Source organism: Nostoc sp. (assembly GCF_036916655.1).
In the GTDB taxonomy this organism is placed as follows: Bacteria; Cyanobacteriota; Cyanobacteriia; order Cyanobacteriales; family Nostocaceae; genus Nostoc.
The window spans coordinates 124,019-138,928 of record NZ_JBALFY010000101.1 but is presented as its reverse complement, the minus strand read 5'-3'; the positions used below and the strand labels follow the sequence as shown (position 1 = coordinate 138,928).

Annotated in this window: 16 protein-coding genes and 1 tRNA gene; 8 read left to right on the top strand and 9 right to left on the bottom strand. The window is 43.3% G+C overall.

All coding sequences use genetic code 11. The annotated features are described in order from the left end of the window. Window positions 1-19 precede the first annotated feature (19 nt). Window positions 20-619 (top strand): guanylate kinase, encoded by a 600-nt coding sequence (gmk, locus tag V7L31_RS27990; RefSeq protein WP_334699389.1) that lies wholly within the window; start codon window positions 20-22, stop codon window positions 617-619. Between the two features lie 66 nt (window positions 620-685). Here the strand turns inward: gmk and V7L31_RS27985 are convergent, their stop codons facing one another. The 3 genes from V7L31_RS27985 to V7L31_RS27975 form a co-directional block, all read right to left on the bottom strand. After that, on the bottom strand, window positions 686-1,207 hold the full coding sequence (locus tag V7L31_RS27985) for a photosystem I reaction center protein subunit XI (RefSeq protein WP_334699255.1): 522 nt from the start codon (window positions 1,205-1,207) through the stop codon (window positions 686-688). Window positions 1,208-1,483: 276 nt separating this feature from the next. Continuing rightward, the gene (gene psaJ / locus V7L31_RS27980) at window positions 1,484-1,633 is read right to left on the bottom strand and encodes a photosystem I reaction center subunit IX (RefSeq protein ID WP_179067568.1); all 150 of its coding nucleotides are present in this window, start codon (window positions 1,631-1,633) and stop codon (window positions 1,484-1,486) included. 39 nt (window positions 1,634-1,672) lie between these two features. Next, the gene (locus V7L31_RS27975) at window positions 1,673-2,167 is read right to left on the bottom strand and encodes a Photosystem I reaction center subunit III (protein ID WP_334699254.1); all 495 of its coding nucleotides are present in this window, start codon (window positions 2,165-2,167) and stop codon (window positions 1,673-1,675) included. A 276-nt stretch (window positions 2,168-2,443) separates the two neighbouring features. Here V7L31_RS27975 and tsaD point away from each other — a divergent pair, with 276 nt between their 5' ends. Then, complete coding sequence (gene tsaD, locus V7L31_RS27970; RefSeq protein WP_334699253.1) at window positions 2,444-3,487, top strand: tRNA (adenosine(37)-N6)-threonylcarbamoyltransferase complex transferase subunit TsaD; 1,044 nt, start codon at window positions 2,444-2,446, stop codon at window positions 3,485-3,487. Window positions 3,488-3,540: 53 nt separating this feature from the next. Here the strand turns inward: tsaD and V7L31_RS27965 are convergent, their stop codons facing one another. Both V7L31_RS27965 and V7L31_RS27960 read right to left on the bottom strand, forming a co-directional pair. Further along, a complete protein-coding gene (locus tag V7L31_RS27965) occupies window positions 3,541-4,458 on the bottom strand; it encodes an alpha/beta fold hydrolase (RefSeq protein WP_334699252.1) in 918 nt (305 codons plus the stop codon). A gap of 102 nt (window positions 4,459-4,560) precedes the next feature. Beyond that, window positions 4,561-5,280 carry a hypothetical protein gene (locus V7L31_RS27960; RefSeq protein ID WP_012410214.1) on the bottom strand — a complete coding sequence of 240 codons (720 nt, stop codon included), beginning with the start codon at window positions 5,278-5,280 and terminating at the stop codon, window positions 4,561-4,563. Between the two features lie 477 nt (window positions 5,281-5,757). Between V7L31_RS27960 and V7L31_RS27955 the strand changes: the two genes are divergently transcribed. The 6 genes from V7L31_RS27955 (at window position 5,758) to V7L31_RS27930 (ending at window position 11,189) form a co-directional block, all read left to right on the top strand. Continuing rightward, window positions 5,758-6,309, top strand: a complete 552-nt coding sequence (locus V7L31_RS27955; protein WP_292853566.1) for a GNAT family N-acetyltransferase — start codon at window positions 5,758-5,760, stop codon at window positions 6,307-6,309. Between the two features lie 300 nt (window positions 6,310-6,609). Next, window positions 6,610-6,683: transfer RNA gene (locus V7L31_RS27950), tRNA-Pro, on the top strand. 825 nt (window positions 6,684-7,508) lie between these two features. Then, complete coding sequence (locus V7L31_RS27945) at window positions 7,509-8,312, top strand: Tic22 family protein (protein WP_334699251.1); 804 nt, start codon at window positions 7,509-7,511, stop codon at window positions 8,310-8,312. Between the two features lie 25 nt (window positions 8,313-8,337). Next, window positions 8,338-9,228 carry a peptide chain release factor N(5)-glutamine methyltransferase gene (prmC, locus tag V7L31_RS27940; RefSeq protein ID WP_334699250.1) on the top strand — a complete coding sequence of 297 codons (891 nt, stop codon included), beginning with the start codon at window positions 8,338-8,340 and terminating at the stop codon, window positions 9,226-9,228. 229 nt (window positions 9,229-9,457) lie between these two features. Then, the gene (locus tag V7L31_RS27935; RefSeq protein ID WP_334699249.1) at window positions 9,458-10,066 is read left to right on the top strand and encodes an L-threonylcarbamoyladenylate synthase; all 609 of its coding nucleotides are present in this window, start codon (window positions 9,458-9,460) and stop codon (window positions 10,064-10,066) included. A gap of 190 nt (window positions 10,067-10,256) precedes the next feature. Next, a complete protein-coding gene (locus V7L31_RS27930) occupies window positions 10,257-11,189 on the top strand; it encodes a sensor histidine kinase (protein WP_334699248.1) in 933 nt (310 codons plus the stop codon). A gap of 53 nt (window positions 11,190-11,242) precedes the next feature. Here the strand turns inward: V7L31_RS27930 and V7L31_RS27925 are convergent, their stop codons facing one another. The 4 genes from V7L31_RS27925 to secD all read right to left on the bottom strand — a co-directional run bounded on the left by V7L31_RS27925 (window position 11,243) and on the right by secD (window position 14,713). Beyond that, on the bottom strand, window positions 11,243-11,737 hold the full coding sequence (locus V7L31_RS27925; RefSeq protein WP_334699247.1) for a GNAT family N-acetyltransferase: 495 nt from the start codon (window positions 11,735-11,737) through the stop codon (window positions 11,243-11,245). Between the two features lie 97 nt (window positions 11,738-11,834). Next, on the bottom strand, window positions 11,835-12,248 hold the full coding sequence (locus tag V7L31_RS27920; protein WP_334699246.1) for a hypothetical protein: 414 nt from the start codon (window positions 12,246-12,248) through the stop codon (window positions 11,835-11,837). Between the two features lie 72 nt (window positions 12,249-12,320). Further along, window positions 12,321-13,298, bottom strand: a complete 978-nt coding sequence (gene secF, locus V7L31_RS27915) for a protein translocase subunit SecF (protein ID WP_334699245.1) — start codon at window positions 13,296-13,298, stop codon at window positions 12,321-12,323. Then, complete coding sequence (gene secD, locus V7L31_RS27910; protein ID WP_334699244.1) at window positions 13,295-14,713, bottom strand: protein translocase subunit SecD; 1,419 nt, start codon at window positions 14,711-14,713, stop codon at window positions 13,295-13,297. The genes secF and secD overlap by 4 nt, the downstream gene beginning before the upstream one ends. Window positions 14,714-14,910 lie beyond the last annotated feature (197 nt).

The following is a 14,910-nucleotide window of genomic DNA, read 5'->3' as shown; positions in this document are numbered from 1 at the left end:
TGATTCACAGGTTGAAGGGATGATGCCAGTTTTACCCATCCAGAATAGTGCTACTACCGAAGAGTGCTTACATTTAGGCAGGTTAATTGTTTTAACTGGCCCCAGTGGGGTTGGTAAAGGCACTTTAATGCGATCGCTCCTACAACGTCATCCAGAACTCTATTATTCTGTATCCGTGACGACTCGTTCTCCCCGTCCAGGAGAAATCGATGGCAAAAGTTATTACTTTATCAGCCACAGTAAGTTTGAACAACTAGTTGCGGAAGGTGAATTTTTAGAATGGGCAGAATTTGCTGGTAACTATTACGGCACTCCCCGTGAAGCTGTACTTAACCAAATTAATTCTGGTAAGTTGGTAGTGCTAGAAATTGAACTAGAAGGAGCAAGACAAATTCGTGCTTCCTTCCCCAGTGGCTTCAGCATTTTTATATTACCGCCTTCTTTCGATGAATTAGAAAAACGGATACGCTCTCGTGCCCAAGACTCTGAAGAATCGATCGCCCGTCGTCTATTGCGTGCCCAAGAAGAAATTCAAGCCGCAGGTGAATTTGATATTCAAATCGTTAATGACGATTTTGAGACTGCTTTAAATGATATTGAAGCAGTTTTGTTTAAATAAGTTAGGAGTTAAGAGTTAGAAGTTATAAATTTAAACTCCTAACTCATAACTCCTAACTCCTAATAATTAACCAAATAGACCTTGAATTAGTGCCAAATTACTAGTCAAAAAGTAAGCAACTACTGCACCACCAATACCACCAATCAAGAAAGAACTGGCGAAGTTATTCCAGCTTTCTTTAGAATTAAAAGCATCTGCCGGAGGCTTGGGTACGGTAACACTAGGAAGTGCTTTGCCAGGGTTGCTACTGGAATATAGAGATAAGGCACCGGTCAGAACAACAACCAGACCGATGGCTGCCAGTAACCCAGCTAAGTTAGCGTTATCTGTGTCCCGCAGTGGGCCTAATTTGGCAAAGGGGCCAAATAGCCAGTAACCATGAGCTTGACCAACTTCTAAACCACGTCTGGCAGGAGTCAGACCTGGACGATAGGCAGGTAAATTATTGATGAATCCCTTGATCAAGGGAGAAGAATTAACCGGGGTTTCTAAGTTGCCAATCTGCGGATCGCCGAATGCGGGAAAAACAACTTCCCGATTTCTGGGATCGCCAGGGAGATTCTTTGATGCATCTACTGCTTGTGCCATATTTTACGTTCGCCTCTAAATTAAAATGGTGGCATTTTTATATTAATAATAATTGTGGCTAAAGATGTCTTTTAGCTAGGAAGTTTAGAAAAATTAATTTAGCTTTTTTAAAAACCGTGAAACTCGCGATCTGTAAACAGTATCACGAGTTTCAAAAAACTATTTTTGCCGCCTATTTTGGTGATAATTCGGACTTTTGAAGCTGAATATATCAACTACACAATATTAGGCAAAAAACAAGACATTTATTAAAGTGTCCTAAATCCCATTAGACACTTATGACAGTGGGTGAAAAAGGAGGTCGGGGAAAAAGCGGTTGAATTCAATCAAGATACCTGCTGTGATTGTCAGCCAGATGGTAGCTGCCACAGGTGCCGTGGAAATGAATTTAATCAAATAAGATGATTGGTCGCCTTTGTCTGCCATGAATTTAGTCTCCTAAACGAATGAATTAGTTAAGCTGATTTAGCGTGGGGAAATGGGGATTTCTGAATCTTTGGCTGCTAATTTTCCAGAGAGAAATTCTTGGAGTGCTGCTGCTGGCCAAGCAAAGCCTGACGCTATTATGGGTAGTGCCAAACCAAGATCGATTTGGATTTCTTTTTGTTCAGCGTCAGATCCCTTTTTGATTGCTTGTAGATAGGCACGACCTACCCAACCAATCCAACCAGTAATATATAGAAACAGAATGCTAGGGATCAAAAAGTCACCAGCATGATCTAGACGACCATCAACAATCAAGTGAGGGTATCCTTCAGGGCCGCAGAGCGCCTGAGAATAACGCTCAAACCGCTTTTTCCCTGATTGGGGGTCAGCGGTGGTATTACGGGCATTAGCTGCTAGCTCTTGGAAAGCGGGATTGTCCTTGCACGGTGTCAAATTAGCTCCTAAAGCCTGCGCTGGGGGAGCAAAGTTGAACCAAAGACTAATCGCTAACATCAAAGCAAACAATCGTCGCATAGAGTTGTTTCCTTTTATTACAAAACAAGAAGTTTTTTGTACAAAACGAAGCGGCTTGTACAGTCTGTTTATTTGCATAACTAGGAAGTCATCATACTCTTGGGTGGGAACCGAGTAAAGTTTAAGTAAATAAAAGTTAAAGCTTCTCAACCAAAATTAGTGCTGAGTGCTGAGTAACGAGTGCTGAGTATAAGAATTGTTGTTGTAGGGTAGTAAAGAAGCAAGATTTTCTCTCCACTATTCAGGACTCAGGATTCAGGACTCAGCACTCAAGAAATGACAACCGTTTTAGCAATAGAAACCAGTTGTGATGAAACAGCCGTCGCAATTGTTAACAATCGTAAAGTTTGCAGTAATATCGTAGCCTCACAAATTCCAGTCCATCAGCAGTATGGCGGGGTAGTGCCAGAAGTTGCATCTCGCCAGCACTTGGAAACGATAAATGTTGCGATCGCACAAGCCTTAGAGCAAGCCCAACTAGACTGGGGAAAAATTGACGCCATTGCCGCCACTTGTGCCCCTGGACTTGTAGGAGCGCTGTTAGTAGGATTAACTGCTGCCAAAACTCTAGCGATGGTACACAACAAGCCATTTTTGGGAGTTCATCACCTCGAAGGTCACATTTACGCAACTTACTTGAGCGAATCAACTTTAAATCCCCCTTTCCTTAGCTTACTGGTTTCAGGCGGACATACAAGCTTGATTTATGTCAAAGATTGTGGTAATTACGAAACCCTGGGACAAACTCGTGATGATGCAGCCGGTGAAGCCTTTGATAAAGTGGCGCGATTGTTAAAGCTAGGTTATCCCGGTGGCCCAGTGATTGACAAGTTGGCACAACAGGGAAATCCTCAAGCCTTTGCTTTACCAGAAGGAAAAGTTTCTCTACCTGGTGGGGGGTTTCATCGCTATGACACAAGTTTTAGTGGGTTAAAAACGGCTGTATTGCGTTTAGTGCAGCAGTTAGAGAAAGATGGGGGACAAGTGCCAGTGGCAGATGTAGTAGCTAGCTTTCAGGATACCGTAGCGCGATCGCTAACCAAAAGAGCGATCGCCTGTGCCCTAGACTATGGTCTAGACACAATTGCTATTGGTGGCGGTGTAGCTGCAAATAGCGGCTTGAGAAAAAACCTCCAAGCCGCCGCCATTAAACACAACCTACGCGTCCTATTCCCACCTCTAAAATTCTGTACCGATAACGCTGCCATGATTGGCTGTGCCGCCGCTGATCATCTATCCCGTGGTCATACATCTCCCCTCACACTGGGGGTTGAGTCTAGGTTAGCGCTCACTCAGGTGATGAAGTTGTATCAATATTGAGTAGTCATTGGTCATTTGTCATTTGTCATTTGTAACTACCAATGCCCTGTACCCTATACCCTATAGCTGTTGACTATCGCCCGGATACGATCGGCCACAGCATCCGGCTGTTCCAACATCGCCAGGTGTCCGCAATTAGGAATTTCTAGAACATTGTCACCACAATATTGGAACAGTCTGTGAAAGCTAGCTAAATGGCGCACATACTTGGGTTCCATAACCTTATCTTCCGCGCCAGCCAAAAAATAAACTGGCTGCTTCAGTTGGGATACTAGCTCAGGTAAACGATTGATTTCTTCTTCCGTTGTGGAGTCTAACAGACTTCCCAGAGCCGCTTCTGGGTCAGCCACGACGAAATCAATTACCCGCTGGCGTGCCCAAAAGCGCTCCAAAGGACGAACTACACTAGCTCTGGTAAATAGCAAATCAATCAAAGGCACTTGAGAAAGCCATCGCGGACGGATTTGCAAAAATTTCTGACCCGCCGAGCGAAACTGCTCAAAGGCTTCTTTGAGGTAAATACCACCGCCAGCGTTGATACAGATTACACCCTTAACACACTCAGGTATTTGATCTGCTCCCCAAAGAGCGATCGTTCCACCCAATGAGTGACCAATTAGCCAAGCACTGGTAATATTTAGCTGTTTCAGAAGAACTGCTAAATCCTGAGCATAAGCAGCAGGAGTATAAAGAGATTCCATTGGTGAGCCAACCGCACTACTGGAGATGGGTGTCAGGCTCAGAGACGTTTGTGTTCGACTAAAATCGGTTTTTACCTGAGATTGCGATTCACCAAAACCCCGCAAATCATAGGAAAGGCACTGCAAATCATCTGATAGGCGGGAAATCACAGGTTGCCAATATCCACGGCTATTTAGCCAACCGTGGATAAATACTAAAGCATGGGGGCAGGAAGTGGGAGCCGTTAGCTCGTATGCGTGTGGAACGCCCAAGATTTCGATAGTTGCCATACTTATATCGTACCCTTAAGGGCGAGTGCGACTAAATACGGAATAGGAAGAGAGTTAGAAGTTAGGAGTGAGGAGTTACTAACTCATAACTCATAACTTTTTTTATTTACCCAGCAACCTCTGTCGCACTCCTTCAGCAATCTTGTGACCTAGATATTCAGGAATGAGGCTTTCATTCGGCCCCAACAAGTAGAGAATTAGCCGTGTACGTCCGCGCCAAACCAGTAAATTGGCATTGACTACCAGAAGGTCTTCTTGCCAGATGGCGTACATCACTTTGTAAAATAATCCTGGTTGATTATCGGCTTCAATCACTAGGGCCGGGAGATGAAATACCGGATCGACATAGAACTCAGTTTGTACCTGCTCTAAGCCAGTATCAAGATTGAATTCTACTGCCAGCATCTCTTCTACCTCAAACCGACCTCCTAAAGCCTCACGAATGGCACGACAGACATTTTCTGCGGTTTTCTCGGTCAAGGCTTTACTACCACGAGACACCAATAGTTTGATAAAAACTAACATTGGCGGACGGATCTGACCGTATAGACTTAGACCGTGGATAGTCAAACCATAAGCTGCTAGTACACCAAAAATATCGCTGAGGAGAAAAGACTGGTTGCGGTAAGCAAAATGCAAGGCACTTTTACTACCTTCCGGTTTCAGTTCAATCACAGCGCGTCTAGTTTTATAGAGACGGTAGGCTAGCCGCAAATTTTGCAGTTGAATTTCACTACTGACGAATTGCTCATAAAACTGGGGAAACGCTCGGTTAAAGCGCTTTAGGAGTTCCAGTGTAGAAGATTTTAAACCAGAAGCCATTGTTAAAGGTAAGACTCGCTTGCTTTCGTCACCTGGGGACTGGGTGGATGTTGGGGATTGGGATTGGGTGTTGGGGACTAGTGGCTGGGAACTGGGAGACAAGGGAGAATAACTAATCCCTAATCTCGCATACCCAATCCTTTGTATACAATACACTCCTAAGCTAACGTGCATTTAAGCACTATACGAGCAATTGCCAGGATTAGGTTTTTCCATTTTGAATTTTGAATGCGTGAATTTTGAATTACTTATATCCTTCCCTTTTTGTGAATTTCCCCTACCCTCTACAACAAAATGCTAAAGTTGAAAATGATTGGTGTGAAACACGCTCTAACTCGCTGTTACCATTGCAAATCCCGAAAGCAACCGAAAAACTTTGAGTGTAAGGGGTAGTCAATGGCGATCGCTATGTTAAACGTGAATCAACACTCTTAAAAGTGGAAACCAATTCAGTTATACTACCCGAACCACGTTGGCATGGGTTTTTGGAAAACTTGGTTTAGTACTCCTGAATCTGTAGCGGCAACTAGGACAAACTCATTTGAAGAGCATACGGTGGGAACTGCGGGCAATTCCAGCCCCAGTAGCATTAGCGAAGCTTCTTCAAAGGAGGCTCGGATCGTCTTTAGTACGGAACGAGACATTGACCTATATGAGCTAGAAGAACTCTGTGATGCAGTTGGTTGGTCACGTCGTCCTCTAAGAAAAGTAAAAAAAGCTATTGAGCATAGTTTTCTCGTCGCCTCAATGTGGCAGGTGAGAGGAAACCAAAAGCGGCTCATTGGTTTTGCCCGTGCTACTTCAGATCACGCTTTTAATGCCACTATTTGGGATGTGGTAGTTCACCCAGACTTTCAAAGTCAAGGATTGGGCAAGGCGCTGATGAAATACGTTCTCAAAAAACTTAGGAGTGAGGAAATTAGTAATGTCACTCTCTTCGCCGATCCCCATGTTGTAGATTTCTACCGAACGATGGGGTTTATGGCTGATCCAGAAGGCATCAAAGGTATGTTCTGGTATCCTCACTAGCACTCAATCCAAATAAAACCCGATTAGCACAATAAAATCAGGTATAGTAGTACAAATCTATTATTTTGGTTTGGTTTGACAAGGTTTAGCCGACGAACGAGCAAGTATATCTCTTGTAAAACTAAGTCGGCCGAAAACCCTTGATGATTGTAAGGATGTGATTTAGCTTGTGTTTGCAGAATATAAAAAATATTACGCTTATGCTTAATATTCTGATATAATCAAATTAATGCTTTTGTGAAAGCGCGATCGCTTTGATGGTTAAGTTAAAACGAAACCAGAAAAGTAGATAGACATAACCGGGATGTAGCGCAGCTTGGTAGCGCGCCTGCTTTGGGAGCAGGATGCCGCAGGTTCAAATCCTGTCATCCCGATTAAATTAATAAATTTAATGAATATATTTAGCAGCTAGCGCTGACTGGCTAGGTTTTTTTGTTAGGATGTGCAGTTAAATTGCATATTTTTACGGCGAAAAATAATTTAGCTTGTTTTTCTGTTAGGTTGGCTATTGAAGTTTAATAGATGAAAGGGATTAGGGAGTGGGGAAACTAAGCCGCTTAACATCGGGCGGGGTTTCAACCTACCTTGGGATACAAGGATTTTTTCTCGTGCGAACGCTACCGCGAACGTGCCACTTACGGGCGTTATCGCAGCGGGACGAAGTACGGCTTTAAACCTCAATTTCGAGGCTAATTTCTTCCCCTACTCCTACTCCCGCCCCGAAGGGATAATAAACTTACTTCTTAAGCAGTAATATATTCCTGACACTTAGCTTTGTCTAAATTTGAGAATATACTATTAAATCAATCGGAGATGGAACGATTTATTAAGTGATAGCGTCACCCAATCTTAGAAAAAGCCGATAGAATGGCATTTATCGTCTCCAAGGTACCAGAGATGGAGAGGCTTTTCACTCTTTGAAAAGGCATATAACAGGCATCTACCGCATTTCGCGGTGAATAGCGAAGCAAAACTCAGAAAAACAGAACGTTAGCACAGCCAGTTTGTGAAAACGATACCATAGCAAGCCTAAATAGTTGGGTAATATTGGATTTTGACCGTTGAGACTCACTCAACCTCAACGCGCACAATGAATTTTTCACAACTCAAATAGATTGCTATATAACTAAAGCTAGTTGGTGCTGTGCAAATCCAACCGTTTGTTTAATTTAATTAGAATATTGATGCGAGGAGCAGTCATGAAATCATTTATTCGCTTGGGCGCAACATTGAGTATAGCTGGCAGTGTATTTTTCACAGGGCTTTCAGGAATAGGCAATTTACCAGGAATGGGCAATCTAGAGGCGATCGCATTGCCACAAAATGAGGTAGTGAAAAAGCTCCAAGAAGTACCTGTATTCACACTCACCAATCCCAAGGGCGAATTTGTAGTTCTTTCGAGAAATAACGCATCCAAGCCGATCTCGCAAGTAGGATTTTTTATTAGCAAGCAAGATGCTCAAAAATTCCTGGACAATCGGCTCAAAAAAGAAAATCCCCAGTTGGCAAGCACCCTACAGGTTAGACCCTTGTCCCTGGCAGATTACTACAAAATAGTGCAAGAAAGCAAAAAGAAACCAGACTCCGTAATTTATACTTTAGTGCCGACACAAGAACAGGTAGCCTCGGCAACAAGTATGATAAATCAAAGTGGTAAAAAAGCGGAGCAATTCAACGGTATTCCCTTATTTGTACCCAAATTTAAGAAAGATAATAGCTATCTAACTATTCCTGTGGCCAAAGGTAATGAGCGCTACATCCCTTTCTTTTTTGAGAAAGAGCAAGCAGTGGCTCTGTTAGACGAATTCAAGAAAGCCGTGCCCAAGGAAGCAGATAACACTGAAATTCAGGTGGTGGATTTGTACGGTGTTCTAGAAGCTCTCAATAGCAGCAACGATCCTAGTATCAATAAAATTGTTCTGTATCCATCGCGGGAGTCGATTAACTTTATTCGATCGCTGGCTCCGAATCAGTCACCAGCCGCGCCCGCCCCGAAAAAATAACGGTTATGCGCTCCAGGGTTGAGGTATGGGAGAGAAACATCTGATAGTTTCTGGTTTACAACTTTGGCAGTGGCGAAATGCAGCGCTTCAAGCAGCGATCGCCACTGATGTTCCACCAACAGAGGTAGATTGGCTACTTTTAGAGGTGGCTGGCTTAGACCGCTTGGCCCTGCGTTTGGAGTCTTTTAAAAACTGGCCACAAATTCCGCTGCAATTACCGCTAGAAGAGTTAGAACAACTGTGGCAAAGGCGATTAAACGATCGCTTACCAGTGCAGTATATTACGGGAGTTACACCTTGGCGTAATTTTAAAATTGTGGTGTCAAGTGCGGTTTTAATTCCCAGACCAGAGACAGAGTGCTTAATTGATTTAGCAAAAGCATCTGCTAGCAATGCTTCAGGACACTGGGCAGATTTGGGTACTGGGAGTGGAGCGATCGCCATCGGATTAGCAGATATCTTGCCAAACGCAACAATTCATGCTGTTGATTACAGTATTGAAGCTTTGGCGATCGCCCAAACCAACGCTGATAATTTGGGTTTTGCTGACCGCATTCGATTTTATCAAGGTTCTTGGTGGGAGCCACTGGTATCGTTAAAAGGTCAGTTCAGTGGTATGGTGTCCAACCCTCCTTACATCCCCACCAGCACCTTACCTACTTTGCAACCGGAAGTAGTTAACCATGAACCGCATCTAGCTTTGGATGGTGGTGCTGATGGCTTAGATTGCCTTCGCCATTTGGTAGAAATCTCCCCTATTTATTTGCAACCTGGCGGCGTGTGGCTAATTGAGATGATGGCTGGACAAGCCGATGCAGTGCAAGAACTTTTGCAAAATCAAGGTAATTATTGCAATATTCAAATTCATGCGGACTTAGCTGGAATTGAACGCTTCGCCCTAGCTTATAGAAGTTAGGGCAAGCGTTCAATTTGGCTATCTCCATTATTCACGTTTTCCAAAAATTGGATTGTGAATTAGGCATCGTCTGATAAATAGCTGTAGTTAGAGAAACGCGATAAATCGCCGTCTCTATAGGGAATTTATCGATCAATTATTTATTGACTGAAAACGACTCATGATACAAGCCCCTAAATTTATTTATGGGGATCATTAATTTTGAATTTTGAATTCGGAGCGAAGCGACGTGACGCAAGTTTCCCTCACAGACCTAATAGCTGGCGCACGCGCTGGCTTATTGGTGAGTTTTCCCACTGATACTGTTCCTGCACTTGCGGCTATACCAGAAAAAGCAGCATTAATTTTTGCAGCGAAGCAACGCAGTCAAGATAAACCTTTGATTTTGATGGCGGCTAGGACTGAAGATTTGTGGCTATATGTCAAAGGTAGTGAGAATGAATATAAAGTTTGGCAAGAACTAGCAGATAAGTATTGGCCAGGAGGGCTGACATTAGTTTTACCAGCGAGTCAACACTTACCAAAAGTTATGAACCCTATTGATCCAACGACAATTGGGATTCGAGTACCGAAAAGTGCGATCGCTCAATCTATTTTGGCCCAAACAGGCCCTCTTGCCACCACTAGCGCCAATTTTTCCGGTCAGCCGCCTTTGCAAACAATGGCAGAAATTGAGACTCAGTTTCCTCAAGTTCTGACTTTAACAACAACAGAATGCCAGGGTGAAATGCCGGGGATGGGTGTACCTTCCACTGTTGCTAAATGGACAGGGATAAATTGGCAGATTTTGCGGCAAGGAGCGATCGAGCTAGAGACTTCGATTGATAACCAGACATAGGTCAATACAATTCAGAATGAGCAACAAAAACTTGTCTTGACGGCGATTTATCGCGTCTGTCTCGAAAACCCAAAATTATTGCCAGCAGCCCTTAACCCAAGCGTATTGAGATATAGGTGGCTATAATGTTGTTTTCGTGGTTTTAACAACAGAGAAATCTGAAACTTTAGCAGGTTAATAATTGCCAGATATGAATTGGAGCAACTGGATATATCTAGGAGTAGGAATAGCTCTAGGTATAGTTTTCCGTCAGTTATTTGGGCGATGGCTACGCCCACCGCAGGCATTGCCTAATGTTTCATCTAGCTCATCTTCAGTTGCGCCATTAGCTGAACAGGATACGCCACCAATATCGCAACAGCTACAGCAAACGCAACTGGCATACCTGATGGCAAGGGAGATGAGTTTGTTTAAAGCTGGTTTTTTGGCGCGGACTACTCATGAATTGCGATCGCCTTTTAATGGTCTAATTGGCTTACATCAGTTAATTTTGTCAGATTTATGTGAAAATCCAGCTGAAGAGAGAGAATTTATTGCCCAAGCTTATGAGCGATCGCTAAAACTCCTGAAGCTGATGGATGAAATTCTCAACGTTGCCAGAGTTGAACATGGTACCAATAAATTAGATATTGAGCCTAGACCTTTAGCCCAAATTTTGGAGGAGGTTCATGACTTAACTTATATGCTGGCGGCAAATCGCAATTTTCCCTTGCAATTCTTACCCGCCGATCCAGAAATTTATGTTTTGACAGATTATCTCTGGCTCCGCCAAGTATTAATAAGTTTAATAGACACTGCTATAGCTCAGATGGAGGAAGGTAGCATCTCTATTTCTAGTAGCACCCTACTTAAAAATAATTTTGTAAATATTTGGCTGGATGTACCAACCCATGCTATATCCTGGAGCGAGCCGATTGATTTGCTCAAATCTGAATATCTGCCGACTCAAATTGACGAAAAGAACGCTGCTCTTTCTCCAGGAATGAGGCTACTAATCAATCAGACTTTGGTGGAGGTTATGGGAGGAAAGTTGGAAATTCTGCCTTCTACCATTGTGAAGGAACCACTTCAGCAACTTACTAGACTACAAATATCTATCCCCCTAGCGAGTAGTGCTGAGTAGTAGAGACGAAATCCTGCCTCTTGACTACCCTACGACTACTACAATTTTGATACTCAATACTCAGTACTCATTGCTCGGAACTGTTTCGGTGATTCCTGAAGCTGAACTTCTGTAGCAGCAACAAAAACACGGTTAGCTAGGTTGTGTAGCACCATCGTAGTGGTAGTGTTGGGTTGAAAACCAATTTTTTCGTAGAAACCCTGCTGGTGAGTAGTCATCAGGTAAACACGCTCAACAAACCTCATTCGGGGATGATTTAAAACGGTTTCGACTAAATTGCTGCCCAACCCACTATGTTGATACTCTGGATGAATCACGACATCCCAAATTGTGGCGCGATATATGCCATCAGATGTTGCTCTGGCAAAGCCAATGAGTCGATCGCGAAGGCAAACGGAAATTACTGGCTCACTATTGGCAATAGCTATACCTAAATCCTCAATACTGCGTCCCTTTGCCCAAAAAGCGGAAACGTTTAACAGTTCTTGGAGTTGGTAAAGGTCAATTTCAGACTTGCGATCGCTAAATTGAATTTGAAGATCGTTCATGTATGGCATCCACTTCTGGCACTATCTTTGTATATTTAAGTCATATTTTGCTAGAAATTGCTGTACGTGTCTATGTATATGTAACGAGAAAGAAAATTTAGCGACAAACCCACTTCCATAAAGGATGAGTTGCTCCCTGCTGACGTATCCGATAAACTTGTTTTTCTAAACGTTGTTTTTCCTGCTGTGGTAGTCCGAGTAGAATATTCCGACTTTGCCAAACTAAAACCGCAGCAGTCATTCCCAGACAAAAGGCTAGACCGAAGGTAGGCAGTGGATGGTAGAATAATCCAAATCTCACTGCTATCCAGGTAAAATATTGTTCCCACAGAGCAATTTCTGTACGTAGACCCCACAAAGAGACAGGTGCAACTGTGAGCCATAAACAGCCCACAAACAGCCACCTACCATATACTGTCAGCTGATGTAGCCTTTGTACTTGTTGAGCAAACGATGGGTCAGATTTCTCTAAGTCTGGGACGGTAGTTAATGGTTCTTCAGGTTGATCCATAGGGGAATAAAATTGCAAAGCGTGGGTGAGCAATTCAAAATGCCTTCACCCAATTGTGAAATATACACAAGTTTAACTATCCTGGGAACTAGCAGATGTATCAATCGGCTCTGCATTTTCTAGCACCTGAGATTGACCCCTGCGCTCTCGCCACCAAGCAAGGAGAGTACTGGCGACGAAAATACTTGAATATGCACCCATTGTAAATCCAATAATTAAGGCTAGGGCAAAGTTTCTCAGGGTTTCACCACCAAATAGAAACAGAGAAAATAATGTTAGCAAAACGGTTAACGTGGTATTAATCGATCGCGTTAAAGTTTGATTGGTTGCATCATCAACAACTTTGTCAATGCGATCGTTAGGATGTAGATGCAGTATTTCTCGAATGCGATCGTAGATGACGACGGTATCTGTCACCGAGAAACCAGTAATAGTCAAAATAGCAACGACGAAAAGGCTATCAACTTCAATACCTACTACTAATCCTAAGATGGAGAAAACACCCAAGGTAATCAAAACATCATGGAACAAGGCAAGAATTGCGATTACGGCATAGTCCACCTGGAACCGCACACTTAAATAAATAACGATCCCAGCAAAGGAGACAATCAGAGCTAATAGCCCTTGGGTAAATAGCTGACGACCAAGTGTTGGGCCAACGGTGTCAATTTGAGTGACTTTCGGGTTAAAGACTCCAAGTTTTTCACTCAAGGCTGTTTGCAACTGGGTGCGTTCATCGACATTTAATGTCTTTGTGCGAATGGATATTCCCTGTTGTTTTTGACCAACAACTTGGATGCTACTATTATTTAGCTTTTGAGCGTCAATTACTTCTCTGACATTAGAAATTTCAATTGGTTGAGTGCAGCTGTTTGGCTGTGTACAATCGCGTTCAAATTGTAGTCGTGTACCACCAACAAAATCTAAACTGGGACGTAGTGGTGCGCCTAGTTGTTGCCAAGAAATCACCATTGCCACGATGCTAATGATGATTAAGGTGGCAGAAATTGTCCACCAAAGTCTCCGACGTTTGATGACACTAAATTTCATGACTGTACCTCCGCACCAGACTTAATTGACGTTGAGAGATTGGGGCAAAACAACTCTGGCTTACGCAAGTTGGGAAATCCCAATGTTAGAAACAGCAGTGTGCGACTACAAGTAATGGCAGTAAACAAATTCACCCCTAACCCTAGCGCCAATGTCAAAGCAAAGCCTTTAACTAAACCTGCTCCTAAGAAAAATAGTGCTGCACAAGAAATTAATGATGTGACATGACTATCTAAAATGCTAGACCAAGCTCGGTAGAATCCTGACTCTACAGAACGATATAAAGTTTTACCAGCACGTAGTTCTTCGCGGGTACGCTCAAAAATCAATACGTTAGCATCAACTGCCATACCAATACTGAGGATAAACCCAGCAATACCGGGGAGAGTTAATGTAATGCCTAGTAAAGCAAAAGTGGCATAGGTCAATAGTGCATAGATAATCAAAGAAAAGTCGGCAATTAACCCTGGTAGTCGGTAGTAAACTAACATGAAAACTAATACTAACAGCAATCCGCCAATACCAGCGTAAATACTGCGTTGAATACTATCTTTACCTAAACTTGCCCCGACGGTACGGTTTTCAACTATTTCTACTGGTACGGGTAATGCGCCACCGCGTAGCTGTACGCCTAAGTCATTGGCTTGTTGGGCGGTAAATCGTCCTGTAATCACGGCAGAACCGCCAGTAATCCCAGTGGCGGCAAATTCTATACCCACGGTAGGAGCGCTGATGAGTTCATTGTCCAGAAAAACACCAATACTACGCCCAGTACCGGCGAGATTTTTCGTCAAATTGGCAAACAGTTCACCACCCTTTTGGTCGAAGCGAATGGCAACATTCCAGTTGTTACCTTGAGTGGGTTCACCATAAGCATCCTTGAGGTATTTGCCAATTAGTGGTGGATTGGTGCTTTCAAACAATTCTGCGATCGCTTGATTATTTTTCTTTAAATCTTCTTGATTCTTGACAATTGCCGCTTTGTCTGTATTCTTTTTTAACTCATCTTGCTTGGCTTTCAATTCGGCTCTTGATGCTTGAAAAGCAAGTAGTTGAGTTTCTGTATTCGCCTTTTGGGTACGAAATTCTAACTGTGCTGTACCCCCTAGCACCCGTTCAGCTTGCTCTGGATCATTAACTCCTGGTAGTTGCACCAAGATTTTATCTGAGCTAACTGTTTGGATCACTGGCTCAGAAACACCCAAACCATTAATCCGACCTTCGACAACTTTCTTCACACCTTCCAATTCTCGGTCGGTGATTTTGGGAATTTCCGGTGATGGTTTCACCTGAATTGTAAGCTGTGAACCTCCGCGTAAGTCCAGTCCAAGGGGTATTGGAATTGTGGCAATCACCGTAATAGCGGCGATTATCAGGACTAAAATCAAAATTAATAGCGATCGCTGTCTTTGCATACCATAACTCGCGACTGACAAACGCTATAATAGCGCTCTTTTGAGGAGTTATGAGCAAGTATTGGGTACTGGGGAAGGTGGGCCCCCTCTGGGGATAAGGGTTAATGGGGATTGGGCACAAGAGGCAGAGAAAAAACTTACTGCAACTTCTCCTCTGCTCCCCTGCTCCCCTGCTCCCCTGCTCCCCTGCTCCCCTA

What these genes read in the sequence shown, in the direction of transcription:
- V7L31_RS27955 (WP_292853566.1), top strand. Translation starts at nt 5,758, where the DNA reads ATGGGTTTTTGGAAAACTTGGTTTAGTACTCCTGAATCTGTAGCGGCA.
- V7L31_RS27965 (WP_334699252.1), bottom strand. Translation starts at nt 4,458, where the DNA reads ATGGCAACTATCGAAATCTTGGGCGTTCCACACGCATACGAGCTAACG.
- V7L31_RS27975 (WP_334699254.1), bottom strand. Translation starts at nt 2,167, where the DNA reads ATGCGACGATTGTTTGCTTTGATGTTAGCGATTAGTCTTTGGTTCAAC.
- V7L31_RS27920 (WP_334699246.1), bottom strand. Translation starts at nt 12,248, where the DNA reads ATGGATCAACCTGAAGAACCATTAACTACCGTCCCAGACTTAGAGAAA.
- V7L31_RS27985 (WP_334699255.1), bottom strand. Translation starts at nt 1,207, where the DNA reads ATGGCACAAGCAGTAGATGCATCAAAGAATCTCCCTGGCGATCCCAGA.
- V7L31_RS27960 (WP_012410214.1), bottom strand. Translation starts at nt 5,280, where the DNA reads ATGGCTTCTGGTTTAAAATCTTCTACACTGGAACTCCTAAAGCGCTTT.
- prmC (WP_334699250.1), top strand. Translation starts at nt 8,338, where the DNA reads ATGGGAGAGAAACATCTGATAGTTTCTGGTTTACAACTTTGGCAGTGG.
- tsaD (WP_334699253.1), top strand. Translation starts at nt 2,444, where the DNA reads ATGACAACCGTTTTAGCAATAGAAACCAGTTGTGATGAAACAGCCGTC.
- secF (WP_334699245.1), bottom strand. Translation starts at nt 13,298, where the DNA reads ATGAAATTTAGTGTCATCAAACGTCGGAGACTTTGGTGGACAATTTCT.
- psaJ (WP_179067568.1), bottom strand. Translation starts at nt 1,633, where the DNA reads ATGGCAGACAAAGGCGACCAATCATCTTATTTGATTAAATTCATTTCC.
- gmk (WP_334699389.1), top strand. Translation starts at nt 20, where the DNA reads ATGATGCCAGTTTTACCCATCCAGAATAGTGCTACTACCGAAGAGTGC.
- V7L31_RS27930 (WP_334699248.1), top strand. Translation starts at nt 10,257, where the DNA reads ATGAATTGGAGCAACTGGATATATCTAGGAGTAGGAATAGCTCTAGGT.
- V7L31_RS27925 (WP_334699247.1), bottom strand. Translation starts at nt 11,737, where the DNA reads ATGAACGATCTTCAAATTCAATTTAGCGATCGCAAGTCTGAAATTGAC.
- secD (WP_334699244.1), bottom strand. Translation starts at nt 14,713, where the DNA reads ATGCAAAGACAGCGATCGCTATTAATTTTGATTTTAGTCCTGATAATC.
- V7L31_RS27945 (WP_334699251.1), top strand. Translation starts at nt 7,509, where the DNA reads ATGAAATCATTTATTCGCTTGGGCGCAACATTGAGTATAGCTGGCAGT.